The organism is Brevibacillus schisleri (genome assembly GCF_055685845.1).
The window spans coordinates 2244394-2269499 of record NZ_JBVNDM010000001.1 but is presented as its reverse complement, the minus strand read 5'-3'; the positions used below and the strand labels follow the sequence as shown (position 1 = coordinate 2269499).

Annotated in this window: 24 protein-coding genes; 4 read left to right on the top strand and 20 right to left on the bottom strand. The window is 47.7% G+C overall.

What is annotated here, in order from left to right; all coding sequences use genetic code 11:
• Positions 1–4 precede the first annotated feature (4 nt).
• From asbD to ACUUHJ_RS11245, 5 genes are all read right to left on the bottom strand, one after another.
• Positions 5–271: a petrobactin biosynthesis protein AsbD gene (asbD, locus tag ACUUHJ_RS11265; RefSeq protein ID WP_472298914.1), complete on the bottom strand. Its 267-nt coding sequence runs from the start codon at positions 269–271 to the stop codon at positions 5–7.
• On the bottom strand, positions 268–1512 hold the full coding sequence (locus ACUUHJ_RS11260; protein WP_472298913.1) for an AMP-binding protein: 1245 nt from the start codon (positions 1510–1512) through the stop codon (positions 268–270). Before ACUUHJ_RS11260 ends, asbD begins: the two co-directional genes overlap by 4 nt.
• Position 1513: 1 nt before the next feature.
• Positions 1514–3382: an IucA/IucC family protein gene (locus tag ACUUHJ_RS11255; protein ID WP_472298912.1), complete on the bottom strand. Its 1869-nt coding sequence runs from the start codon at positions 3380–3382 to the stop codon at positions 1514–1516.
• Positions 3383–3407: 25 nt separating this feature from the next.
• On the bottom strand, positions 3408–5213 hold the full coding sequence (locus tag ACUUHJ_RS11250) for an IucA/IucC family protein (RefSeq protein ID WP_289677315.1): 1806 nt from the start codon (positions 5211–5213) through the stop codon (positions 3408–3410).
• A gap of 213 nt (positions 5214–5426) precedes the next feature.
• Complete coding sequence (locus ACUUHJ_RS11245) at positions 5427–6554, bottom strand: D-alanine--D-alanine ligase (RefSeq protein ID WP_472301171.1); 1128 nt, start codon at positions 6552–6554, stop codon at positions 5427–5429.
• Positions 6555–6788: 234 nt separating this feature from the next.
• Between ACUUHJ_RS11245 and ACUUHJ_RS11240 the strand changes: the two genes are divergently transcribed.
• Positions 6789–7280, top strand: coding sequence for a hypothetical protein (locus ACUUHJ_RS11240; RefSeq protein ID WP_012685752.1), 492 nt, complete (start codon positions 6789–6791; stop codon positions 7278–7280).
• A gap of 100 nt (positions 7281–7380) precedes the next feature.
• Positions 7381–7569, top strand: coding sequence for a DUF4177 domain-containing protein (locus ACUUHJ_RS11235; protein ID WP_472298911.1), 189 nt, complete (start codon positions 7381–7383; stop codon positions 7567–7569).
• A 64-nt stretch (positions 7570–7633) separates the two neighbouring features.
• On the opposite strand, the gene ACUUHJ_RS11230 is transcribed toward ACUUHJ_RS11235, so the two are convergent.
• Positions 7634–8929: a class I SAM-dependent rRNA methyltransferase gene (locus ACUUHJ_RS11230; RefSeq protein WP_472298910.1), complete on the bottom strand. Its 1296-nt coding sequence runs from the start codon at positions 8927–8929 to the stop codon at positions 7634–7636.
• Between the two features lie 90 nt (positions 8930–9019).
• On the opposite strand from ACUUHJ_RS11230, the gene ACUUHJ_RS11225 reads away from it, so the two are divergent.
• Positions 9020–10003: a Na/Pi cotransporter family protein gene (locus tag ACUUHJ_RS11225; RefSeq protein WP_047072548.1), complete on the top strand. Its 984-nt coding sequence runs from the start codon at positions 9020–9022 to the stop codon at positions 10001–10003.
• Here the strand turns inward: ACUUHJ_RS11225 and ACUUHJ_RS11220 are convergent.
• The 12 genes from ACUUHJ_RS11220 to hemW form a co-directional block, all read right to left on the bottom strand.
• Complete coding sequence (locus ACUUHJ_RS11220; RefSeq protein WP_472298909.1) at positions 9969–10634, bottom strand: LrgB family protein; 666 nt, start codon at positions 10632–10634, stop codon at positions 9969–9971. The genes ACUUHJ_RS11225 and ACUUHJ_RS11220 overlap by 35 nt on opposite strands.
• A complete protein-coding gene (locus ACUUHJ_RS11215; protein ID WP_012685747.1) occupies positions 10627–11022 on the bottom strand; it encodes a CidA/LrgA family protein in 396 nt (131 codons plus the stop codon). Before ACUUHJ_RS11215 ends, ACUUHJ_RS11220 begins: the two co-directional genes overlap by 8 nt.
• Before the next feature lie 101 nt (positions 11023–11123).
• Positions 11124–11789, bottom strand: a complete 666-nt coding sequence (deoC, locus tag ACUUHJ_RS11210; protein ID WP_012685746.1) for a deoxyribose-phosphate aldolase — start codon at positions 11787–11789, stop codon at positions 11124–11126.
• Between the two features lie 4 nt (positions 11790–11793).
• Positions 11794–12222, bottom strand: a complete 429-nt coding sequence (locus tag ACUUHJ_RS11205; protein ID WP_012685745.1) for an NUDIX hydrolase — start codon at positions 12220–12222, stop codon at positions 11794–11796.
• A complete protein-coding gene (mtaB, locus tag ACUUHJ_RS11200) occupies positions 12219–13577 on the bottom strand; it encodes a tRNA (N(6)-L-threonylcarbamoyladenosine(37)-C(2))-methylthiotransferase MtaB (RefSeq protein WP_142495770.1) in 1359 nt (452 codons plus the stop codon). Before mtaB ends, ACUUHJ_RS11205 begins: the two co-directional genes overlap by 4 nt.
• Before the next feature lie 102 nt (positions 13578–13679).
• The gene (locus ACUUHJ_RS11195; RefSeq protein WP_289677309.1) at positions 13680–14438 is read right to left on the bottom strand and encodes a 16S rRNA (uracil(1498)-N(3))-methyltransferase; all 759 of its coding nucleotides are present in this window, start codon (positions 14436–14438) and stop codon (positions 13680–13682) included.
• An 18-nt stretch (positions 14439–14456) separates the two neighbouring features.
• The gene (gene prmA / locus ACUUHJ_RS11190; RefSeq protein ID WP_012685742.1) at positions 14457–15398 is read right to left on the bottom strand and encodes a 50S ribosomal protein L11 methyltransferase; all 942 of its coding nucleotides are present in this window, start codon (positions 15396–15398) and stop codon (positions 14457–14459) included.
• Between the two features lie 99 nt (positions 15399–15497).
• The gene (gene dnaJ, locus ACUUHJ_RS11185; RefSeq protein WP_012685741.1) at positions 15498–16625 is read right to left on the bottom strand and encodes a molecular chaperone DnaJ; all 1128 of its coding nucleotides are present in this window, start codon (positions 16623–16625) and stop codon (positions 15498–15500) included.
• Positions 16626–16775: 150 nt separating this feature from the next.
• Positions 16776–18602: a molecular chaperone DnaK gene (dnaK, locus tag ACUUHJ_RS11180; RefSeq protein ID WP_472298908.1), complete on the bottom strand. Its 1827-nt coding sequence runs from the start codon at positions 18600–18602 to the stop codon at positions 16776–16778.
• Between the two features lie 51 nt (positions 18603–18653).
• A complete protein-coding gene (grpE, locus tag ACUUHJ_RS11175; RefSeq protein WP_142495768.1) occupies positions 18654–19244 on the bottom strand; it encodes a nucleotide exchange factor GrpE in 591 nt (196 codons plus the stop codon).
• A gap of 9 nt (positions 19245–19253) precedes the next feature.
• On the bottom strand, positions 19254–20279 hold the full coding sequence (hrcA, locus tag ACUUHJ_RS11170; protein WP_289677306.1) for a heat-inducible transcriptional repressor HrcA: 1026 nt from the start codon (positions 20277–20279) through the stop codon (positions 19254–19256).
• A 153-nt stretch (positions 20280–20432) separates the two neighbouring features.
• Positions 20433–21575, bottom strand: a complete 1143-nt coding sequence (gene hemW / locus ACUUHJ_RS11165) for a radical SAM family heme chaperone HemW (protein ID WP_472298907.1) — start codon at positions 21573–21575, stop codon at positions 20433–20435.
• 378 nt (positions 21576–21953) lie between these two features.
• Between hemW and ycaC the strand changes: the two genes are divergently transcribed.
• Positions 21954–22586, top strand: a complete 633-nt coding sequence (ycaC, locus tag ACUUHJ_RS11160; protein WP_289677304.1) for an isochorismate family cysteine hydrolase YcaC — start codon at positions 21954–21956, stop codon at positions 22584–22586.
• Positions 22587–22745: 159 nt separating this feature from the next.
• Here ycaC and ACUUHJ_RS11155 read toward each other — a convergent pair whose 3' ends face one another.
• Positions 22746–22919 carry a hypothetical protein gene (locus tag ACUUHJ_RS11155; protein WP_472298906.1) on the bottom strand — a complete coding sequence of 58 codons (174 nt, stop codon included), beginning with the start codon at positions 22917–22919 and terminating at the stop codon, positions 22746–22748.
• Between the two features lie 235 nt (positions 22920–23154).
• Complete coding sequence (lepA, locus tag ACUUHJ_RS11150; RefSeq protein WP_016742608.1) at positions 23155–24972, bottom strand: translation elongation factor 4; 1818 nt, start codon at positions 24970–24972, stop codon at positions 23155–23157.
• Between the last annotated feature and the right edge of the window lie 134 nt (positions 24973–25106).

The window sequence follows — 25106 nt, the reverse complement described above, 5'->3', positions numbered from 1 at the left end:
GACGCTAATTCGATACATGCTGCGGTTCTAGCTGTTCAACAAAAGTAAGGAGCGATCCAACCGTTTGGAAGATTCGTGGATCTAACTCATGAGCAGGTATTACCAAGCGCAAATCTTCTTCGATATACACAATCAGTTGCAATAGCATAATCGAATCAATATGTAGATCCTCATTCAATCGCATGGACTCTTCTAGCGTGTGAATATGCGATAATTTTAATTTTTCGGTCATGATCGTATGGATTTGCTCGATTCTTTCTGATCGTGTCATTTGCTGATCGTCTCCGTTTCTACTAATCGACGGCTGATTTTTCCTGTGGCTGTTTTAGGAATGCTTGCCACGCATTGGATTTCAAATGGGACTTTATAGCCTGGCAAACGATCTTGGCACCATTTCCTGATTTGTTCAGGCGTAGTTCCTCCCTCTGCAATAACCTGCGCCTTCACAATCTCTCCCATGACCGGATGATGTCCACGATACACGACTACTTCTTTTATCCCACTCATTTTCAAAATGACGTCCTCGACCTCTAAAGGAAATACCTTTAAGCCAGAGACGTTTATCACATCATCCATCCTTGATACAAATTGAATATGTCCTTCTCCTGTCCAGAAACCTAAATCTTGCGTCGCTATTTCGTTCTGTCCATTCCAAATCTTAATTTCACCGGGGTGTTCTTCATTTTCGCCTGTTGTCATGGTTACATGGGAAAGGGGAACCCCCAGATCTGTATGCGACCGCATCTGTTTGCTCATACTGACGCACCCCGCCTCAGAGCAACCATATTGTTGCATCAAGATGTCGCTCATGCCTTGCAGTTTTAGAAACAAACCTTCTGGCATGGGAGCGCCAGATGTCATTAACCGGTGAAAGCGTACCTGCTCTCGCGTAAAGCTGGATAAGATGTGATAAAAGACTGGCAGACCATAAACAATATGCTGGGGAGTATCCTGGATCACCTGCAAAGCAAACTTCGGATTTTTGTGCGTCACAATCGAAGGCTTACTTCCCCGTTCCAGTGCTGCCAACACTCCACATATCAATCCATACGAATGTGTAACAGATGCCAGCACGATTGGGGTTAACGATTCCTCTCCCTGAAACAACTGGTTGTAGGCATGAATTTCTGTTTGGATATCCTCCCAACTTCTCCCGATGAGCTTCGCGTCCCCTGTCGTACCTGAGCTATATTGGTAGAGCGATGGTTTTTCGCTCTGTTGTTTATCCGTGATGGACAAGAAGTGCTTCGTCTCCTGATAAACAAGCCCATAACATCTTGCCTTCACTGCCATCTGATAGGCTGTTTCCATTGGGGTTTCCCCATGAATCAACAACACGGAGGCATCATGCTCACGTAAATATTGAACAAGACTAATCACGTCAAGTGGGTCAGCTATGCAGACAGCGTACCTCTTTCCTTCTGGCTGTCGAAAATGATCCATGCTTTCGAATCCTTGCTTATGTCTCTCCATTTCATGCACAGAAATCTCATTTTGATTCACAATGAACATGCTAGTAACCTCCCACAGCCATGGAATGAAGCCTTTTCCTTGCCTCGAACAAAGGATTGGGAACTTCATGTAAATGATAGTTCTCGGTCGGTGTATATAGCTTTTTCTTGGTCAATTTCTCTACTTGCACGCTTGGAACAAACAGATCAAATCGCGTAAATCGCTCCGCCAATTCCGGGAATCGTTGTTGGTGCCCCTCCAATACCTGAGCGACCATCTCCCAGAAGCGCTCTTCGGCATATCCGTAATGTTCTTCCAATAGCCGTGCGAGTTGCCCCAGATTGATCAGAAATAAGGTCTCTAACGTCAAATCTCTGACTGTTGAAGTTTCATTCATGTGAAACATTACATCATCAGGCTTCGTTGCGTAATATTCATGCACTTCCTCGAAATTCGGGCATTTGTCCGGATCACTCAAGAACGGTTGGCAAAAAATCAAATCTTCATGAAAATCCTTCAATGCTACCCGGGTAGGGACACCATCCCGATGCACCAGGATCATATTCTGCGCGTGTGTTTCCATGGCAATTCCATGTTTCACTAGAATATGAACGACTGGCAATACACTGCTTTCCAACAATCGCTCAAGCCAATTCTCTAGCCCTTGCTCACGAATCCAACGATCAATGAATGGCACCTCATCCACCTCTACTGCCGCTAATGCGTTATAAGGAACCGCATCTTCTCCTGCTTCGAGATGAGGGATGAGACTTTCTCTCCACATGCACCCAATTACTCCGAATGTAACCATTTCCACAAGCTCAGAAGCAGGGGGAGGATCGTATGCCACTGCCGCAAACTCCTGGAGCATGATCACCTTTTGCACGTCTCGTAAATACGCATCTGCGTCCGTAATCCCCTTGAGCCACCTCGAAACAATGGGGGCACTTGCCAGTGAGTGCGGGGTGAGATGACGTGCCGCTGAGGTATTCACCACGTTGATCGAGAGTTTCAGATACGGTTTATGCGGATTACTTTTGTTAGCAAAGGTGCGAATGGATTGTTGTGGACGATGACCATCAGAGCCTACCCCTAGCACAATGATCTCTTTGCGATGGATATCGTCCTGGAATCCAGGCACGATATGATTACGCCACTGCCAAGGATGGACAGGCACGAAGGCATACCGATCCGGATCGCATCCATGATTGACGATGATTTGTTGAAAGGCTTCTTTTTGGTCTCGACCTAATTCATCCAAGAGAAGGTCATCGAAATTTTTCCCTTGATCAATGGACACTTGAGAATATTGCTTATGTATCGCTAGCCATAGAAAATGAACTTCCTGCTTAAATTCAGGACCATAGGCAAAATGATCTACATAGGTAAAGCCAACACGTGATTTATAGCTAGGGTGGTAAGGGTGACCATCCATCAGATCACCTTCCAGCTCATCGAACGATTTGCCCTGCATCCGAATATCATTTTGTATCCGATAGTATTGGGACAATGTATCCTTTAACAACGTTTGTTCCAAGTCATTGGCAAATAGCTTCAGTCGTTGTTCATCTACCGTATTCGTTCGAAAGACTTCCACTAAAAAACGAGTGAGGGATACCGCTTCAGATTCTTGCTTTGCAACCCCGTTTTGATCGTAAACAACACGAGTAACGGGGTCCTTCCCTAAACGAACAAGCCCAAAACTGGCACTTTTCCGCCCTCGGCAAAGATAGCGAACAGGCAGTTCACCCTCATCAAGCCCATGCAAGGTGTAAATTGTTTTGTCCCCCTCTTGAAGGGTCTCAGGGATCAAAATTCCCTCATATAATAAAGACTCGATGCATTGTCGAAACACCCGTCTTCTCACCTGCACGTACTGGGGCGAGTGAAGTGCCTCTTCAATCGAGAAATCTTGTATTGTTAACTCCATACCTTATCCTCCAAGTCTCTTCAAGCTATCCAAAAGCATGCAGCCTTGCCTTTTCGGTCTGCTTTACCTTTGCTAAAGGATTATCTATGTAAACAAAAACAGATGATCTCTCTTCCGGTTGGGTTAATTCATCCAAATCATAGAAGCGCGTGAGCAAATTCGCCTTGCACGGAAGCTGTTCGCGCGTAAGTAGATTCTCTAGAAACTTCGACGCCTCTCGATTCATAGGTAAAAACTCGGTCAAAACCTCATGCATCTCTGCTAATAAAATTTGTTCGTCAATTAAACCTTCCGTTCCAAATCCATTAATAAGTCCAAACATATGGTTGAAAATCATATAATAGGTGATTCGCTCATCGACAAGATGGTCTTTGTAAATGTTCCTACTCGCCTTGCCAACCCCAGGCAATTCTGCCTCTAATACCTCTTGCATCGATTCTGAGAAATAGTAGCCTTGATTATCACGATAAAAGAACTGATCCGGGTATCCATCTTTGAGCGTGACTACACTATTCTGTTGATGAGCTTCCAAGCCGATTCCGAATTTCAGATAGAGCCATACCATCGGTTTCAATGAAATGTCTACGTACCGCTTAAACCATTCCAGACTAACTACATCCGGTGCCTTGCCTTCCTTTTGTGCCAGATGGTGGATGATCGTTGCCAACCGACTCTTGTAGCCAGGAAGTGGATCTTGCACAAGTGCCGCGATTTGCGTGACTTGTTCTGCATTCCTCCCCATAAAGGGATTATCACGCAGGATTACCTCAAATCCCGTTTCTCCCTCATGCTCCAACATGATCGTGATGTAAGCCGGATCAGAGATAAAGCCAAAGCCCGGATACTTGCGACTTACTTCACCGATACCTGTTTCAAAAAGTTGCTTCGCCTCTAAACCGATCTTCATCTCACTTAACTTGTTGACCCGTAAAGAATTCGTAACTTTGATTGGGACGGACAGCTTGAGCATGTATTTCTTCTCAGGATGATAAACCGTTCGAAGAGATGATGTCGCCATATACTCCTCACCTGCTGGCCCCAGGTATAGCAGCAATCCTTTCTCGATCAAGGATTGTACAGCTTCCTGTTCGAGCAACCATTCTGCTTGAAGCGGATGAATCGGGACGATTGAAAATGATGGATCGACATCAGCTATCGAAGGAAACTCATCCTTCAGTAATTGCGTAGCGGATTCTTTTTGCCCAGATTTTTCATGAACAATCAATGGATGGGCTGCAAACAAGTGGAGTTGAAACTTCCCGCAACACTCCGGTGCATACAACGCTTGCTTGGCCTCAGGAATTCCTTGCTGACTCTTCGGCGTTGGATGGAACAAGTGACCGAACAAAAGCGCCTGCTCTGCTTCGATGAAGCTTTGTTCCACGCCATATAACATCTCGGCATTACTTTGGCGCGTCCGAACAAATTTCTCAATGCTTTGGCAGCTTTGAATCATCCGCAAGACTAATTCATCCGGAACTGCATTTTCCCCATGCTGAAGCGTTAGTTCTTTAATCAAAAGAACCGCTAATGTCAAATAGTCCGCTTGAACGAAACGAGTGCAGTCACCACTTCGGTAGCAAGCTGGGTAATGAAACAAATGCCTGCCTGTCACGGAATGATATTTGACACTGACATAGAGGGAAATCCCCTGATGCGGGAGTTCGCAATGAAGGTACGTACCCGTTGAACTCGGCTGTATGATTTTCGTTAGCTGCTTCGTAATCTCGTCTTTTCGATTGATCCACTCGCCCCTACCTGTTTCTCGGAGATAACAATTGAGAAAGCTCTGCATCGTTGCATGCTCTGCGATATGCTTGACTACGAACATGTTACCTCTCCTCTTGCTTGATCCAATTTTTTATTCAAGCATTGTGACTGACATAACTGGTAAAACGTCCCATGTATAATGTAAACGATTATCATTCTCATTTCAAGTGATAATATTCTTCGGATACAGTTAAAAGAGATACGCAGGCCGAAATCCGTTCCTCCATCCACAAAAAAAAAAGATGCCGATTCATCAGCATCTTTTTTCTTATGATTAATCCAACTCTTCCGCATCTACGACGTTGCGACCTTTATCCGCATGTCGCTCGATAGCGAGTTGTACCAGACGATCGATCAGCTCGCTGTAGCTCACACCCGCAGCTTGGAAGAGCATTGGATACATGCTAAACGGCGTAAAGCCTGGCATCGTATTCACTTCGTTGATATAGAGTTTGTCGTTTTTTTCATCCCAGAAAAAGTCTACACGGGAAAGGCCAGAGCCATCGAGTGCTTGGAATGCCTGCTTGGCTATTTCCGCGATTTGTTCGGATACATGCTCGGGAACGATGGCAGGAATGGAGAGCTCTGTTCCCGCCCCTTTGTACTTGGCTTCATAATCGTAAAATTCTTTAGCGGCAATGACTTCCCCAACGACAGATGTCATCAGCTCTTCATTCCCCAAAACGCCAATCTCCAACTCACGAACTTGAACGAACTCTTCCACGATCAATCTGCGGTCGAATTTGGCAGCTACATCTAATGCGTGCTTGAGTTCCTCACGATTTTTCGCTTTGTTAATCCCTACGCTGGAGCCCATATTTGCTGGTTTGACGAAACACGGATAGCCGAGTTCACGCTCAATCCGATCCATGACATCGTCCTGGCCTTTTTCCCATTGAGAGCGCAGCAAGCCTACATATTTCACTTGCGGTAGTCCAGCCTGTGCAAAGACGGTTTTCATCATCCATTTATCCATTCCGACAGCGGAAGCCATTACTCCGGTTCCCACGTACGGGATATTCGCCAATTCCAGCAGTCCTTGAATCGTCCCATCTTCGCCAAATGGTCCGTGAACCACAGGGAAAACAACATCCATTTGCTCATTCATGGCAAACAGCGATCCTGGCTTGCTTGTTACTGCCAGCTCTTGCCCTGTCTCTGTTGCCTCGTTACTAACTGGTGTTTTTGCCGATAAGCGCAACGCTTCGATCTTATCCGGCAGTTGACCTGCCAGTGTTTCTCCAGTCACCCAAGAGCCATCCAATTGAACGTACACAGGGGTTACCTCATATTTATTTGCATCTACAGCCTGCATAATGGACATGGCCGTACGCAATGAAACTTCATGCTCTGAGGATTTTCCTCCATAAATAATGCCCAGTCGAATCTTTTGATTTCCCATCTGTGTCATGCTCCTTTCCCCTCCGTACGATACCCGGAGAGTCTACCCAGTTTCTACTCTCTCCTATGCTATGCAAAAGCCCAACATCTGCTCTATTTACCGGGCCGAGCCCGTCATTTAGCATACACAAACCAAACGCCAAAAACAAGAGAAGCAAGTATCACCTGCTCACGTTTTTTCTCATACGATATAAATAAAATTCCTGTCATGGAGCTATTTTTTGGAGGGATTTCCATGAGAGATTATTTACTGTACTGCACGTACTGCTCTTCTTACACTTTATTGCACAGCTATGATAAGGACAGCGGTTCATTCTTGGGGGAATATTCCCTGCTGCATAACAACTACACCCGTGACCCAATCGTCTTGAACAAATTTCTCCTCGCCCATCTCGGTCACACCATCCGTACCATTCCCTCTAAGACGGATGACTACCGCCATATCATCTGCAATGCCTCGCATTTTTTGGAGGATGATATTGACAAGTATGTGGAGGAAAGTCAACAGCGGGCTAAATTCAAGGAGCGTGATCGGAAAAGCGAACGGGAAATTGGTCAGGTACAGCTATATCTGGTCGAGCATCTCTTGACCCACGAGCTTCAGAACTTAAGCCAGGCCCGCGCTTCTACCCCCGCCGAAGGACAAGTCTTTTTAGGCAAGGAGCTGGGATTCAAGGAGGCACTCGATCTCGTCAGGCGTGTAAAAAATGACAAGCAATTGTCATGAGCACTTATTTCTTTATTCGAAATGATTCACATTCTTTGTGCAACTCTTTCCGCTCGTCGCGCGTATAAAAAGAGAGACGATACAAGCGGGGGGAAAGAACATGTTTGAATACAAATTCGTCCGAGTTGAGCTGTCCTCTTTTCGACGCCAACCAAAAGAAGATTATCAGACCGTTGTCCACGAGCACGCCAAGGAAGGCTGGCGTTTGGTGCAAATCTTTGCTCCAAGCACCGGTGGCGACGGTATGGCCAAATACTTCGAATTGATTTTTGAAAAACCAACTTCTTAAATCAGACTAAAAGCCGAAAAGAAAAACAGCGCCGTTTTAATGCGGACGCTGTTTTTCTTTTTCTCTATCGACGATCTCTTACTTCAAAGATGGCAAATTTCAAGTAATGAGCCTCATCAGCCCCACTGATTTGCGGGTGATCCTTACCCGCTCCTCGCCATTCAATCAGGCGCAATATCTTTTTCGCATCGACCGCTGCCTCTTGAATCGTTTGCAGGAACAGCTCAGGTGACATATGGTACGAGCAAGACGCGGTAACGAGAAAGCCACCCTGACGAACGAGCTTCATTCCGTTTAAGTTAATGTCTTTGTAACCGCGGCAAGCGCCTTTCACTGCTCCACGCGATTTCGCGAACGCTGGCGGGTCAAGAATGACTACATCCCAGCTCTTGCCTGCCTCTACATTTTCACGCAAGTAATCAAACGCATTCGCCACCACAAAATCAACACGATGCAAGAAGCCATTGAGTGTAATGTTTCGCTTCGCTGTTTCGATAGCGTGCTCGGAAATATCGAGGGCTGTCACTTTTTTCGCACCGTGCTTGCATGCGTTCAGGGTAAAGGAACCAGTATGTGTAAAGCATTCCAATACCTCAGCGCCATCCCAAAACGGATTTTTGACCACTTTCCCCCGCTTGTCAACAGGCACCTGCTTTGTATTGCCGTCTACTTCCATGCTCGTCAGGGAAATGCCGTGCTTTTCGCCCCAGCCTTTCATCAATGGCGCGATGGAGGCGCGATTTTCCCGCTGATCATAGAAAAAGCCCGTCTTTTGCCCCTCTACGATATCCACATAGTATTTCAATCCGTTTTCTTCGATCAGTACCTCACGCGGACACTCTCCGTACAGGACCTCTTTGCCCTGTGTGAGCCCTTCCAGTTCACGGACAGGTACATCATTGCGCAAATAAATACCGGTCGGTGCAAAAACCTCTACCAGTGCATCCCGAATCCAATCGATGCGCTTCTCCATCCCCAATGAGAGGACTTGGACAACCAATGTATCTTCGTAGCGATCGACGATGAGTCCAGGCAAAAAGTCAGCTTCCCCGTAAATCACACGGCAAGCCCGTGGGTTGTCCACAAATCTCGTCCGGAATTCTGCCGCTTCCTTGATTTTCCGCAAGAAAAAGTCGTAGTCGATCTCTTCCTTTTGGTCGTAGCTCAAAATGCGTACGATCATTTGTGAAGCTGGGTTGATGTAGCCCTTTGCCAAGAAATGTCCTTTGTGATTGGTGACCTCGACGATTTCACCTGGTTCTACATCCCCTTGAATTTCTAATACCTCTGATTGAAAAATCCACGGATGTCCTACTTCTAGCCGCTTTTTCCGATGTTGATTCAATAGCACACGTGCCATGCAGCCATTCCTCCTCTTTGTCATGCTTGCCCTAGTACAGGCATAGCGTTATAGTAACTTGCTAAAAATGGACAGGGAGGAACGTATCTTGTGATAGTCTCCATCCTCGCCCCTTTTACCTTTGGGCTCACGTTTTTTCTTTTCGGTATGTATGCCATGCGCTCCGGCTTTCAAAACCTCGCCGGCAAAAAAATGGAAGAATGGATGGGGCGCTTTACTCGTACCCCACTCCATAGCTTCTGGATTGGTCTTTTCGCTACTTTTGTCTTGCAAAGCTCCAGTGCGGTAACCGTCCTGACGATTGGGCTGACGAACGCAGGTATAATCCAGTTCACACAAACCGTTGGCATCATTTTAGGTACCAATCTGGGCACGACCGTGACAACGGAGCTGGTTGCGCTCAAGCTCGAGTCTTTTGCCATCCCCATGCTTCTCATCGGAGTGGCCCTTTGGCTGATGCCGCGCCGAAACATTCGTTGCATTGGTCTTGTCGTCGCCGGCTTCGGACTGATCTTCCTCGGCATCGATACATTGAAAGTCATGGCGAAGCCTTTGGAGCAGTCTGAAACGTTTCGTTCGCTTTTTCTGGAGAGCAGCCATTCCATCTGGATCGGTTTGATTACCGGGATCATTTTCACCGCGCTCATCCATAGCGGCTCCGCTACGACTGTGATCACGATGGGCCTACTCAGTCATCAAATTCTTTCGATGGAAACGGCACTCGCCATCGTATTGGGCGCGAACGTCGGAACCTGCTTTACTGCTGTCATCGCTGCGATTGGCACGAATACGGCATCCAAACAGGTCGCATGGTGTCATACGCTCTTCAACGTCGCAGGCGCGATTGTTTTTTTACCGTTTCTTTCCCAGCTTGCCCTCGTCAGTGCCTTTTTAACGGATAGTCCTTCTATGCAAATTGCTCATTCTCAGACGATCTTCAATCTCGTCTGCTCGTTGGTCGCGCTACCATTCGTGCCGCAAATAGCTCGGTTTATTCAATGGCTGATCCCTGATAAGCGTCGTCCTACTGACCTCACTTTTAGAAAGAAAATGGTATCAAGTAGATGGAAGTAATGACGCCTGCCACGATCATTGCGACACTTGAAGCTGCCGTTTGAACAGGGGAAACGCGGTTCAAGCTAGCCGTACCAATGGCGTGTGCACTCGTACCGATCGCGATCCCGATTGCCCAATCATCAGTGATTTTTCCCCATTTGAGAACAGGACGGGCAATCATGACACCGACCATCCCTGTTAGCGCGGTAAAAAAGGCTGCAAGTGCAGGCTCCCCACCTATGGAACGACTCAGTTCCAACGCAATGGGGGTGGTCACGGATTTGCTGAGCATGCTTTTGTATACGAGCTCATCTGAGCCCAGACACCAATGAACAGCCATAACGACGAAGATCGCAACTGCACAGCCTGCACATACACCAAGCAAAACACCGCGCCAAATATGAGCAAATTCCTTGATCTGTTTAGCCAGCGGAATAGCGAGTGCCACTGTTGCAGGACCGAGCCAAAAGGAAATCCACGATCCTCCGGCAGCAAACGCCTCCCAATCACCGCTAAATGCCCACCACATGGTCCAGACCAAGATCACAGCCACCAAAAGAGGCTGCATTCGATGGAATCGAGCGTTGATCATGGTTGCGCCTTTGTACCCTGCTATCGATACCAAAATGGCAAAAAATGGGCTAAGCATCCAAAGTCCTCCCCTCTTGCGGTAAGGACGATTCTGATTTTTGTTTATGATGCTTCATATACCATTGCACAACCACGCCAGTCACAAGCATGACTAGTAATGGACCGAGAACCATCGATAGTATGATTGGCAATGGGTTTTGTGTGAATACGTTTAAATAGGAAGCAACTCCGACAATGATCGGTACGAAAAAGAGCAACATGTGTCTAATTAAAAATGTACCCGCTTGTTCCACCCAATCCATTCGTATCCATCCCATACACAGTCCCAGTGTTAATAGCAACATTCCCACCAGGTTCCCGGGCAGGGGAATATGCAGCCATTTGCTCGCAGCTACGCCTACCCCATAAAAAGCCAACAGGATGACGATTCCTTTAACAAATTTCATTTTGCTAATCTCCTCCCCGCTCCCTATCCTCTCTCTATAGGAACTTCAGCATGCAGGACGGAAAAAGCCCGGCCTTACCTCGGCCAGGCTTTTCTTTCGTATTAGTATCCGCTGCCTGTTGTTTTTGCTCCTGTTACAATGGAAACACCGGAGCTCGTACCGATACGGCTCGCGCCTGCTTCGATCATCGCAACCGCTGTTTCGCCGTCACGAACGCCACCAGACGCTTTTACACCTACATTTGGTCCTACGGTTTTACGCATCAGGGCGATATCTTCAACCGTTGCTCCACCTGTTGAAAATCCTGTGGAGGTTTTTACGTAATCAGCACCAGCCTCTACGGAGAGCTTGCACGCAACTACTTTTTCTTCTTCGGTCAAGAGGCAAGTTTCCAGAATCACTTTCAAGAGAATATCGCCAGCCGCTTGCTTTACAGCAGCGATGTCTTTTTTGACAGTTTCCAGGTCACCGGATTTCAGGGCACCTACGTTCAGTACCATATCTACCTCAGTCGCTCCGTTTGCAATCGCATCGCGGGTTTCGGCTGCTTTGGATTCGATCGTGCTCGCTCCCAGAGGGAAACCGATTACCGTGCACACTTTTACATCAGAACCTGCCAAGAGTTCAGCAGAGCGTTTTACCCAATAAGGGTTTACACATACAGACATGAAGTCATGCTCTCTTGCTTCTTGGCACAGCTTGTCAATCATCTCTTGTGTAGCATCAGGCTTCAACAGCGTGTGGTCGATATATTTGTTCATGTTCATGGAACTACACCTCTATCCCTAATTGTTCGAATGCAAGGCGAAAAATGCTGTCATTGTTACGGTATCCCCGTTGCAGTTGCAAATCCCATGCTTCCTTTGCAGAATGCCAATGGACATCATTGATTTCCTCTAGCTGCACGGTGATCTCCGTGTTGTAAGCTTCCACCAAATAATAATGGACTTCTTTGTCGATGGATTCGCCCGTCACTGGATGTGTATACACATAGGTGATCATGTCGAGCTTGGACCCCAATCGCCCGGCTACGCCTGTTTCTTCCAAAACTTCGCGAAGAGCCGTTTCTTCGATGGTCTCGCCCATCTCCTGCTTCCCTTTTGCGAGTGTTACTTTGCCATAGCGGTCTTCAATCAATAGGAGCATGTACTCTGCGTCTTGCTTCTGGTATACAACGCCCCCTGCCGATATCTCCGTCATATAGCTCGCTCCTTCAGGTAAGGCAGCGCCTCTGTTTCCACTACGCGAACAAAAGTCCCTTTGCAGTATTCCGAGCCTGGTTCATCCAGTCTGACCTTGCAAATCTTGCCGATCATGCTCTCATCGCCAGGGAAGACGACGTTCAGGTAGTTGTCTGAATAGCCCATCAGAAGACCGCTATCAGGTGCTTCTTTAAACGGACGCTCTGGAATGACTTCCAGTACATCCCCTACGAATTTCTTGGAGTATGCCAAGGTCAGTTCCTGATTGAGCTCCAGAAGCTTCGCAACGCGCTCGTTCTTTTCCTCTTCAGGAATTTGATCCGTCATACGCGCTGCTGGTGTACCTGTACGCATCGAGTACGGGAATACGTGCATCTCGGCAAAACCGATCTTCTTCATAAACTCGTATCCGTTCCAGAATTGCTCTTCGGTCTCACCCGGGAAGCCTACGATGACGTCTGTCGTAATCGCTGCTCCTGGCAATGCTTCGCGTACTTTGACCATTCTTTCGTAAAACTCAGCAGTCGTATACTTGCGGCGCATGCGCTTCAACACTTCGTCATCGCCCGCTTGCAACGGTACATGCAGATGGCGTACGACACGATCGGAGTTGTTGATGACCTCGATCACTTCATCGGTGATTTGGCTTGCCTCGATAGAGCTAATGCGGATACGCTTGAGGCCTTCCACCTGATGAAGGTCAATCAACAGCTTGGCCAAATTGTAGTCTTCCAAATCTTCGCCGTATCCACCTGTATGAATCCCAGTCAAAACGATTTCCAGGTAGCCCGCTTCCACCAGCTTTTGAGCCTGTTCGACAACGCTCTCCGGTTTGCGGGAACGCATCAGACCACGTGCCCAAGGAATAATACAAAACGTACAAAAGTTGTTGCAGCCCTCTTGAATCTTGAGGGAAGCACGTGTGCGATCCGTGAAGTTAGGAACATCCAGCTCTTCGAAGTCGCGAGCTTTCATAATGTTGCCTACTGCATTGATCGGCGTGCGTTCTGCACGAATTTGATCCACGTACTCGATCAGCTTCTCGCGTCCTTGTGTACCAACTACGATATCTACACCGGGAATTTGCGCAATCTCACTTGGAGAGGTCTGCGCATAGCAGCCCGTTACGGCTACGATCGCCTCAGGATTCCGGCGAATCGCACGACGAATCACTTGGCGGCTCTTCTTATCTCCGGTGTTCGTAACCGTACAAGTATTAATCACGTAAACATCTGCATCTTCTTGTTCAAAGTCGACTCTCTCATAGCCGTCAGCCTTGAACAATTGCCAGATGGCCTCTGTCTCATAGCTGTTTACTTTGCAGCCCAATGTATGAAAAGCAACGGTAGCCATTGCCATTCCTCCTTTTCCGTGAAAAACGTTTCACCGTTTTTCATAAAAGTGGATGTGACCGCTAGCGGTCAACGAAAACGGTCATGACCGTTTCGTTCCTGCTCATCCTTTGTGAAGTGATGAAGCCTTTCGTTCAAACTGATAGGAAGCGCAGGCCAAAACATACTGGCTTGCTGTTTCCGTGCGCAAAATACGCGGGCCGAGGGATACCGTCAGGAACCCTTTGCTCTCTGCTTGGGCCACTTCCTCAGGAGAGAAGCCTCCCTCCGGTCCAACGAGGACGAGAAGTGAATCACTCGCAGTCATCTCTTCTAACACTTGATGAATCGTGGTACTGCCCTCTTTTTCATAAGCAATTGCGCAACGCGTATACGATTGGCCAGCTTCAAGTATCTCACGAAATGAAACAGGAGATAAAAGCTCTGGCAAAACAGCACGATGAGACTGTTCAGCAGCCTCTTTAACGATTTTGCGCCAACGCTCCAGTTTTTTCGCTTCTTTTTTGGCGTCCAGCTTTACAATGGTTCGCTCAGAAGAAAACGGGAAAAAGGAGTACGCCCCAAGTTCCGTCCCCTTTTGCAAAATCCACTCCAGCTTCTCGCCTTTTGGAAGCCCCTGACCAATTGTGACCCGGATCGGCAGTTCTCGCTCTTCTTGAAGCATTTCCATTACTTCTGCCCGTACTTCCTTGGCAGAAAGATAGACAAGCTTGGCCCGTGCTGACCTGCCCGCTCCATCAGAAACGATGATTTCTTCGCCTTCCCGAGCACGCATTACATTTACGATATGGTGTACGTCGTCTCCGACAATCGTTAGCTCATTCTCAGTAAAGGAATGTGGCTCGACAAAATATCGTTGCATCTCGTCAACCCCACTATTCTATCGTTTTTTTGCTACAATTGCTACCCAGTCATCGATGAAAATGGTTTCCACGATCTCAAGACCTGAAGCCACCAACGCCGCTTTCACATCCGCTTCACGCGCAGCAATAATACCTGACGAGATAAAGGTCCCACCTGGCTTCAACACGCGGAATACATCGTCGGTGAAACGCACGATGACCTCTGCCAAAATGTTAGCCACGACCACTTCCACCTGCTCCTCGATGCCGTCGAGCAGGTTGTTTTGTCTCACGTTGATATGCTCATGCACACCATTCAGTTCGGTATTGGCCTGTGCAGAGCGCACAGCTACTTCATCTAAGTCCATCGCCAGCACATCTTTTGCTCCGAGCTTGATGGCAGCAATACTCAAAATTGCTGTGCCTGTCCCAACATCATACACCTGATCGCCTTTTGCCATATACTTCTCGAGTGCACGCAGACAAAGAATGGTCGTCGGATGTGTACCTGTTCCAAATGCCATACCTGGGTCCATTTCGATAATGATCTCATCTGGGTGCTTCGGCACGTACTCTTCCCATACTGGCTTGATGGTCATGCGATCGGACACATGAACCGGTTTGTAGTATTTTTTCCAGGCGTGGGCCCATTCATCTTCATGGACATCGTTTACAGCAATCGATGCCTTGCCGATATCCAAACCGTACTCGATCAACTGCGCCAGCTGCTCTTTCAATTCTTCTACAACATCTAGCAGCTCGCTGCTGTCAACCGGCAGGTATGCTTTAACGAATACGCCCTCGGCCGGAAAATCATCAGGAGAAAGCTGGTAGATTTCGCCAAAGGGGGTATCCCACTCACGATAGAGCACCTCCGGGTCTTCAATTACGACACCATTGGCACCCAATTCATACAAGAGGCTTGACACCGCCTCCGTAGCCTCCGCTGTAGTATGGATACTGATTTCTGACCATTTCACGAATCTACCACTCCCCACATAAGCTCCCAATCGGGCTTTTCATTTAATCGACTTCGCTACATGAAACTTTAGGCAAAAAGCGGACAAATCCGCGACGGATTACTCGCCGCGGAATGCCCGTTTCATTTTTTCGAAAAAGCCTTCGTCTTCTCCTCCGTGCTGTCCTGGTTTTTCTCCAGACAGTTCGGCGAGCTCACGCAACAATTCCTTTTGTTTATCGCTCAGCTTGGTCGGCGTAATAACGCGCACTTTCACATGCTGATCACCGCGGCCGTTTCCACGCAAATGCGGAACACCTTTTCCACGCAAGCGGAAGAATGTTTCTGTTTGCGTACCTGCCGGGATCTTCAACTTCACGCGACCGTCGACAGTCGGCACTTCGATCTCATCTCCAAGTGCTGCCTGTGCGTAAGTAAGCGGAACCTCACAGTAAATATCATTTCCTTCACGCTCGAAAAACTCATGGCTCTTCACGCGTAATACGACGTACAAATCTCCAGGAGGTCCACCGTTTGCGCCCGGTTCACCCTCGCCAGTTACGCGCAATTGTGCTCCATCGTCCACACCTGCTGGGATGTTGAGATGAATTTTGCGGCGTACCTTGACACGTCCACTTCCACGGCAAGTTGAACATTTTTCTTTGACAACTTTCCCTTTGCCTTCGCAAGTTGAGCAAACACGGCGGTTGACGATTCGGCCAAACGGCGTGTTCGCCACCACTTCTTGCTGTCCTGTACCACTACAAGTCTTACATGTATCGACACCGGAACCAGGCTTCGCGCCAGAACCAAGGCATGTATCGCATTCTGCTTCTTTTGGAATTTCCACGTCGGTTTCTTTTCCAAAAATCGCGTCGATAAAGTCAATGCTGAGGCCAAATTGCAGATCAGATCCTTTGCGAGGCGCATTTGGATTCGCACGTCTGCCGTTGCCACCGAAGAACATATCAAAAATATCTCCGAAGCCGCCCATGCCTGATCCGTCAAAGCCTCCGCCACCGAAGCCCTGATTCGGGTCTTGGTGACCAAAACGGTCATACTGCGCACGCTTTTGTGGCTCGGACAGGATGTCGTACGCATCCTTAACTTCTTTGAACTTTTCTTCCGCGTCAGCCTCTTTATTTACATCCGGATGGTACTGACGTGCCAGCTTGCGATACGCTTTTTTGATTTCATCCGCGTCCGCGTCCTTGGCTACGCCGAGAACCTCGTATAAATCACGTTTCATCTCCAACATCACTCCCATGACAGTCAACTGTTATCATAGCATGTGACAGACTTGAAAAAAAGTCAAAGTCAGCATTCCGTGACTTTGACTTTCATGGGTCACATCGTGGGAAGTGAGGGAAGAAATCTCTCCCCTCACAGTTCCAGCGTGTTACTTTTTATCGTCTACCACTTCGTAGTCAGCATCAACGACATTGTCTTTCTTCGGCTCTTGACCTTCAGCGCCGCCTTGTGCTGCTTGCGCTTGAGCTGCCTGCTCATAGAGCTTCACCGAAATTTGTTGGATGATCTCGGACAGTTCATCTTTCGCTGTCTTGATCTCTTCGAAGTTACCGCCTTCCAGAGCAGCTTTCACTTTATCTTTCGCAGCGTTAGCGCGATCGATTTCAGCTTGGTCGATCTTGCCTTCTACTTCTTTGAGTGTTTTCTCAGTCGTGAATACGAGTTGGTCAGCTTCGTTGCGAACTTCTACTTGCTCTTTGCGTTGTTTGTCCGCTTCTGCATTCAACTCAGCATCTTTTACCATGCGATCGATATCATCGTCGGACAGACCAGAGTTAGAAGTGATCGTGATACGTTGCTCTTTGCCTGTACCCAGGTCTTTTGCACGTACGTTTACGATACCGTTCGCGTCAATATCGAAGGATACTTCGATTTGCGGGATGCCGCGTGGCGCTGGCGGGATATCGGACAGGTTGAAGCGTCCGAGCGATTTGTTGTCGCCTGCCATTTGACGCTCCCCTTGGAGAACGTGAATTTCTACAGATGTTTGGTTGTCCGCAGCTGTAGAGAACACTTGGGATTTGCTTGTTGGGATCGTCGTGTTGCGATCGATCAGCTTGGTGAATACGCCACCCAATGTTTCGATACCGAGAGACAGTGGCGTTACGTCGAGAAGAACGACGTCTTTCACGTCACCAGTCAGTACGCCCGCTTGAACAGCCGCGCCCAGTGCTACTACTTCGTCTGGGTTTACACCTTTATGTGGTTCTTTTCCTGTAAATTTCTTGATGGCTTCTTGTACCGCTGGGATACGAGTAGAACCACCAACCAGGATAACGCGATCCAGTTCGCTTGGAGTCAGACCAGCGTCTTTCAGCGCTTGACGAGTTGGGCCCATTGTACGCTCAACCAGCTCAGCAGACAGCTCTTCGAACTTCGCACGAGTCAGGTTCATCTCCAAGTGCTTTGGACCTGTTGCATCTGCTGTAATGAACGGCAGGGAAATGGTCGTAGTCAATACGCCGGAGAGGTCTTTCTTCGCTTTTTCAGCAGCGTCTTTCAAACGTTGTTGAGCCATGCGATCCTTGGACAGGTCGATGCCATGCTCTTTTTTGAATTCGCTCACCAGGTAGTTCATCACAACATCGTCGAAGTCGTCTCCGCCCAGTTTGTTGTCACCGGACGTTGCTTTTACTTCGAAGAAGCCGTCGGACAATTCGAGAATGGATACGTCAAAGGTACCGCCGCCCAAGTCAAATACGAGAACGGTTTGATCTTCTGTTTTCTCCATACCGTATGCAAGTGCAGCTGCGGTTGGTTCGTTCACGATACGCAGTACTTCCAAGCCAGCAATTTTACCAGCATCTTTTGTTGCTTGGCGTTGGCTGTCATTGAAGTAAGCTGGAACCGTAATCACTGCCTGCGTCACAGATTGACCAAGGTAGGCTTCAGCGTCTGCTTTCAGCTTTTGCAGGATCATAGCAGAGATTTGCTCAGGTGTGTACTGGTTGCCTTCCAGCGTTTCTTTATGGGCGCTACCCATGTGGCGCTTGATGGAGATTACGGTATTGTCTGGATTGGTGATCGCTTGGCGTTTTGCCGCTTCCCCAACGATGCGCTCGCCGTTTTTGAATGCTACTACGGATGGTGTGGTGCGGTTACCTTCCGCATTGGCAATAACGACTGGCTCGCCGCCTTCCATTACTGCTACACAAGAGTTGGTTGTTCCCAAGTCAATTCCGATTACGCGACTCATACAAAATGTCCTCCTAACACTATACGTCTAGTGAATTTTCGTTTTTTGAGATTACTCGTTCACTTGAACCATCGCCGGACGAACGACGCGGTCTTTGAACATATATCCTTTTTGCAGCTCGGCTACCACAACGCCTGATTCAAACTCAGGGTTTTGTGTTTGCATAACCGCCTGGTGGATGTGTGGGTCAAATGGTTTTCCTTGTGCCTCGATTGCAGCCAAGCCTTCTTTATCGAAAACTTGGACCATCTGACGGTATACCATGTTGACACCCTCCAGCAGGGATTCTACAGTCATGGATTCCTTGTCAGCCGCAAGTGCTCGCTCGAAGTTATCGAGGACTGGCAAAAGCTCTTCCACGATTTTCAGTGAAGCGTACTTAGCCAGATCTTCCTGCTCTTTGCGAACACGGCGGCGAAGGTTATCCATGTCAGCCATGGCACGCAGCATGCGGTTTTGGTGATCTTCAGCCTGAGCCTTCCAGTGAGCAGCCTCTTGCTCCCAGTTCATCTCGGTTGCTTCTGCTTGGTCTGCATCCTTTGCTACTTGTTCTTCCTCGAGAGTCGGGTCTTGCGTTACTTTTTCCTCGCTCAACGTCACTACCTCCTGGCGGCTTTTCCAGTCAAAAGACTGTGTTGCCATTCACTCCATTTATTTCTCAAACTGCGAAGTCAGCATGCGCGATAGGCCTTCCGCCAAATGATTGAGTACAGTAATGACCTTGCCGTATTCCATTCGCGTCGGCCCAAGTATCCCCACCATTCCAACTGGCTTGCCTCCAAGCGAATAAGAAGTGGTAATAATACTGCATTGCTTAATCGCGTCTAGCTGGTTTTCCTGTCCGATGCGCACCGTGAGACCATCACCCTGCATGCCGATCATATTCATTAATTGATCGTGCTGCTCTAATAGCTCGAGAATATCCTTGACTTTATCTACGTCTCGGAATTCCGGCTGGTTCATGATCTTGGTCGCACCGCGTAAGTATACGCGTTCTTCTTCTTGTGTCAGCGAGTTGTTGAGGAGCTGAAGAATTTCTTCATACTGCTCCGTATGACGTTGCATTTCACCGGAAATCTCTTGATAAAGACGTTGCCGAAGCTGCCATAGTGGCACGTCAGTCAGCTTTGCATTCAACAGATTGACGAGTTTCTCGATTTCCCCGGCCCCTATGCCTTCTGGAAGATCAATCAGCTTGTTCTCCACTCGTCCGGTATGTGTCACCACAATCGCGACAGCCTGTTCAGCATTGAGAGGAACGATTTGAATATGTTTTAACCGATGCTCAAAAATCTCTGGTCCCAAGACAATCGCCGTGTAGTTTGTCAACTGAGAGAGAATTTGGGCAGTGTACTCTACCACTTGTTCTGCGTGGAGAATACGTTCGGCAAACAACTGTTTTAGTTTACCCAACTCCGTTTCCTCCAAAAGATGAGGCTGAATCAGGTTATCGACGTAGAAGCGGTATCCTTTTGTAGAAGGAACACGTCCCGCCGATGTGTGGGGCTGTTCTAAGTATCCCAGCTCCTCCAAGTCAGACATCTCGTTGCGTATCGTTGCCGAAGAGAATCCGATGTCGTCCCGTTTGGAAATGGTTCGGGAGCCAACAGGTTCGGCAGAATGAATGTAATTATCGACAATCGCATTTAAAATCATTTGTTGACGGTCTGATAACATGGATGTCGCTCGCCTCCTGTTGGATTGTTAGCACTCATGCTTATCGAGTGCTAAATCTATATACTAAGGTATCAATAGTAGAAGGATTTGTCAACGAACTTGAGCTAGTTCTATAGACAAAAAATCTCATTTTTCGCGAGTTTCACTTTTTCCTTAACGAAGAAAGCGCGCAAATACCTCATTTCCTAGCGGAAGCCCCTGTTTCGTCAGCTTCAAAAAGCCGCCCTTTTCTTCCAGCATCCCTTTGGCTACCTCTTCTTCTATTATTGTCCCAAAAATATCATGAACAGTTGCGCCAAAACGGGAAGCAAACGCCGAAAGATCAACTCCTTCTCTCAAACGCAGTCCCAAAATCATTTGTTCCTCCATGGCATCCTCGCGCGGTACCTCGAATTGTTCTACACGCGGCAGCCCTTCCTTGCACTTCTGCAAATAGATCGCAAGCGGGCCAGCATTCACGTGTCGGTGGCCGCAAACATAACCGTGGGCACCTGCACCCAACCCATAGTATTCACGATTGAGCCAATAGGTTTTATTATGTTTGCTCTCGAAGCCCGGTTTTGCAAAATTGCTGATTTCATACTGCTTGTACCCATGCCGCTCCATCTCTTCTATTAATACCATGTACATCTCAAGCTCCGTCTCTTCAGACGGCAGTGGCAGCTGATCCTTTTGGTAAAGCGTGTGGAACAGCGTGTTCTCCTCCACCTTGAGACTGTACGCGGAGAAATGAGTGGTACCAAGCCCAAATGCCTTGTCCAATGTCTGACGGAAAATATCGAGTGTCTGATCCGGCAATCCAAACATCAGGTCGATGCTGAAGTTGTCGAAGCCTACTTTTTTCGCATTATCGATACTGCGGTACACGGCTTCCTGGTCGTGGATTCGTCCCAGTCTTTTTAAGAGTGCGTCGTCAAAGGACTGCACACCAAAGCTCAGCCGATTGACACCCAGCTCACGCATGATCCGTAGCTTTTCCACGTCTGTCGTTCCCGGATTCGCTTCCATCGAGAACTCGATATCATCCGTCCAGTACTTGCCCAATTGCTTTTGTACCATTTCCAAGAACGTGCGCATTTGAGCATGATCGAGAAACGTAGGTGTTCCTCCGCCGACAAAAATCGTTTTCACCTGCTCGATCGGCTGCTGGCTAAAGGTGATCTCCATTTCGCTGTTCAATGCGTCTAAGTAATCCCAAATGAGCTGCGGATTGTTCGTCACAAATGAGTTGAAGTCACAGTAGTAACATTTATTCGTACAAAAGGGAATGTGAATGTAAACCGATTGTGGCATCATGTCCCTTTCCCTCCTTTTAAATTGGGTTGTTCTAAAGACGACTTTTTGACAACCTCTTTAATAGAAAAGACCTGACACAAGGTCAGGCCTACTTCTTATCATCCATGCGTAAAACAGCCATATACGCCTTTGATCGACCTCGTTATTTTATTGTAACACAGTAAATGAGAGAATCGACTGCAAACATTGATACAGCAAGCATTTGTAACAGCTTGATTATCATAGTGTATTTTTCTATATCGAGTCAAACATGATAGGGAAGCGCAGGAATAAAACAAAATCTATCGTTTTAAGCAGTTTGTTCAAATTCGTGAATGAAACGTTTCATTTCGAATAGACATGTTAGAGTTGTTACTTGTTTTTGAGGAGGATTCTTAAATGACTGATCTCTATTCCCGTATTTCTAAAAATGATGCTGCTGTTCTTCTGATTGATCATCAAACCGGCCTTATCTCTGGACTTGTGCGTGATTACGGGGTTGATGAATTCAAGAACAATGTTCTGGCTTTAGCAAAGACCGCGAAATTATTTAATTTGCCTGTCATTCTTACCACGAGCTTCGAGAGTGGTCCAAACGGTCCATTGATCAGGGAACTCGTCGAACTCTTTCCAGACGCGCCTAAGATTGCTCGTCCAGGACAGATCAATGCGTGGGATAATGAGGATTTTGTAAAAGCGATCCAGGCAACTGGCAAGAAGCAACTTATCATTGCTGGTGTGGTTACCGATGTCTGCGTAAGCTTCCCCGCACTTTCCGCTCTTCATGCAGGGTATGAAGCATTTGTCGTCACCGACGCTTCTGGCACTTTCAGCAAACAGGTAGCGGAAGCCTCGTTAATGCGCATGGCACATGCTGGCGCGCAGCTTATGAACTGGTTTAGTGTAGCGTGTGAGCTACAACGGGATTGGCGCAACGACGTCGAAGGTTTTGGTGCTTTACTAGCTGGTCACCTTCCCGGCTATCAAAATGTAATCGAAAGTTATCAAGCGCAGAACGAACTTGTCAAATAGAACCCACTTCGGGGTACCTCCATATTGTTGGCGGTACCCCTTGCTATTACTTGCGACCCTCATCCATTTGCATAATGTCCTTTCAAATACTTGATATTACAAACAAGTAAAGGAGGTAGTTCTGATTGTCACCAACCAATAATGATTCCCAACTTAATTCTAACTGTCCACCAGATTGTAACTTACCGAATCCAGAATTCCCGCCATCGAATGAAGTCCCTCATCCACCAACTCCTTGGCCACCACACAGCCTCGATCCTCATCCACCAACTCCTGTACCACTCCCCCCAACCAAATCCACATCCACCAGCGATACCACCTGTAACCAATCATCCCCAACCACCACATCCTTGGTGACCACTCGATCCTCCACAGGGTCGAGTTTTCATGTCATCAGAACGGAATGTGCCAAAAAGAAAGACGACAGAAGCAGATTTAAAAATTCTGCCTATGTCGTCGCATTCTACATCTCATTTCATACCGTTAACCTTCGAGTAACTTATGTTATGAAAAAAATAAATCCCCCACCATTTCGCCCATTGGTGGCTTTTTGGTGGGGGGAGAGCTGCTACTTCTTATCATCCATGCGCAATACAGCCATAAATGCTTCTTGTGGTACCTCTACGGAACCAACAGACTTCATGCGCTTCTTTCCTTCTTTTTGCTTTTCGAGCAGTTTACGCTTACGCGAGATGTCCCCGCCGTAACATTTAGCAAGAACGTTTTTACGCAACGCACTGATCGTTTCACGAGCGACAACCTTGTGTCCGATGGTTGCTTGAATCGGCACCTCGAATTGCTGACGTGGAATCAATTCCTTCAGCTTTTCGCAAATGACTTTACCGCGAGCATAGGCCGTATCTTTGTGTACGATAAACGACAGAGCATCCACCACTTCGCTGTTGAGGAGAATATCCATTTTCACCAACTTAGAAGCTTTGTAGCCACCCAGCTCGTAGTCAAAGGATGCATATCCTTTTGTTCCGGACTTCAGCATGTCAAAGAAATCGTAGACGATCTCGGACAATGGCATGTCGTACTTCAGCTGCACGCGATTCTCACCCAAGTACTGCATGTCAAGAAACTCACCGCGTTTACCTTGGCACAACTGCATAACATCACCGACGTATTCTTTCGGGACCATCACTGTCGCCGTAACGTAAGGCTCCTCGACCATTTCGATCTTTTGTGCTTCCGGCATTTTGGACGGGTTGTCGATTTCGAATACTTCGCCGTTCGTTTTGGTAATGCGATAAATAACGCTCGGCGCGGTCGTAATCAAGTTAATGTTGAATTCACGTTCGATCCGCTCCTGGATGATCTCCATGTGCAGAAGTCCCAAGAAACCACAACGGAAACCAAAGCCAAGTGCTTGGGAAGTCTCCGGCTCAAACTGCAGGGACGCATCGTTTAGCTGGAGCTTTTCCAATGCATCGCGCAGATCGTTGTACTCGTTCGTTTCGATTGGGTACAAGCCGCAGAAAACCATTGGGTTGATCTTGCGGTAACCAGGTAGCGGTTCAGCTGCAGGGCGATTCGCATCTGTAATGGTATCCCCCACACTGGTGTCTCCCACTGTTTTAATGGAAGCAGCTACGTAGCCTACATCTCCAACCGTCAATTCTTCTACTTGCGTTTGGCGTGGTGTCGATGTACCGATTTCGGTTACTTCGAACGACTTGCCTGTCGCCATCATTTTGATTTTCATACCCTTTTTCAAGGTTCCGTTAATGACACGGATGGAGGCAATAACGCCACGATACGCATCAAAATAGGAGTCGAAAATCAAAGCCTGGAGAGGTGCATCCGGGTCTCCCTCTGGAGCAGGTACTTTTTGCACAACAGCTTCCAGTACTTCTTTAATCCCGATACCTGCTTTGGCAGAAGTCAGAACCGCATCGCTGGCATCCAGACCGATCACGTCTTCCACCTCTTGCTTCACGCGCTCAGGCTCTGCGCTCGGCAGGTCGATTTTGTTGACGACTGGGATGATCTCCAGGTTGCTGTCCAACGCTAAATACACGTTAGCCAATGTCTGGGCTTCGATCCCTTGTGCCGCATCCACGACGAGGATAGCTCCTTCACAGGCAGCCAAACTGCGGGATACTTCATACGTAAAGTCGACGTGTCCAGGGGTGTCAATCAGGTGGAGAATGTACTCCTCACCGTCATCTGCTTTATAGTTCAAACGCACGGCATTGAGCTTAATCGTAATCCCGCGCTCTTTTTCCAGCTCCATCGTGTCAAGAAACTGGGCTTCCATCTCACGTGCAGTCAAAGCACCGGTCAGCTCCAAAATGCGGTCTGCCAGCGTCGACTTTCCATGGTCAATGTGGGCGATGATGGAAAAATTTCGTATCCTTTTTTGTCTTTCACGACGATCCATGTGTTGTTCGTTCCCTCCCACGCGAATCCATTCAAACGTTCAGATTGCGCCTCGCAAAAAATACACTAACAGTAATTATAACAAACCGATGATATAAAGAGCAACCAAAGAGAATCAGGCATTTGCCTCCTTTT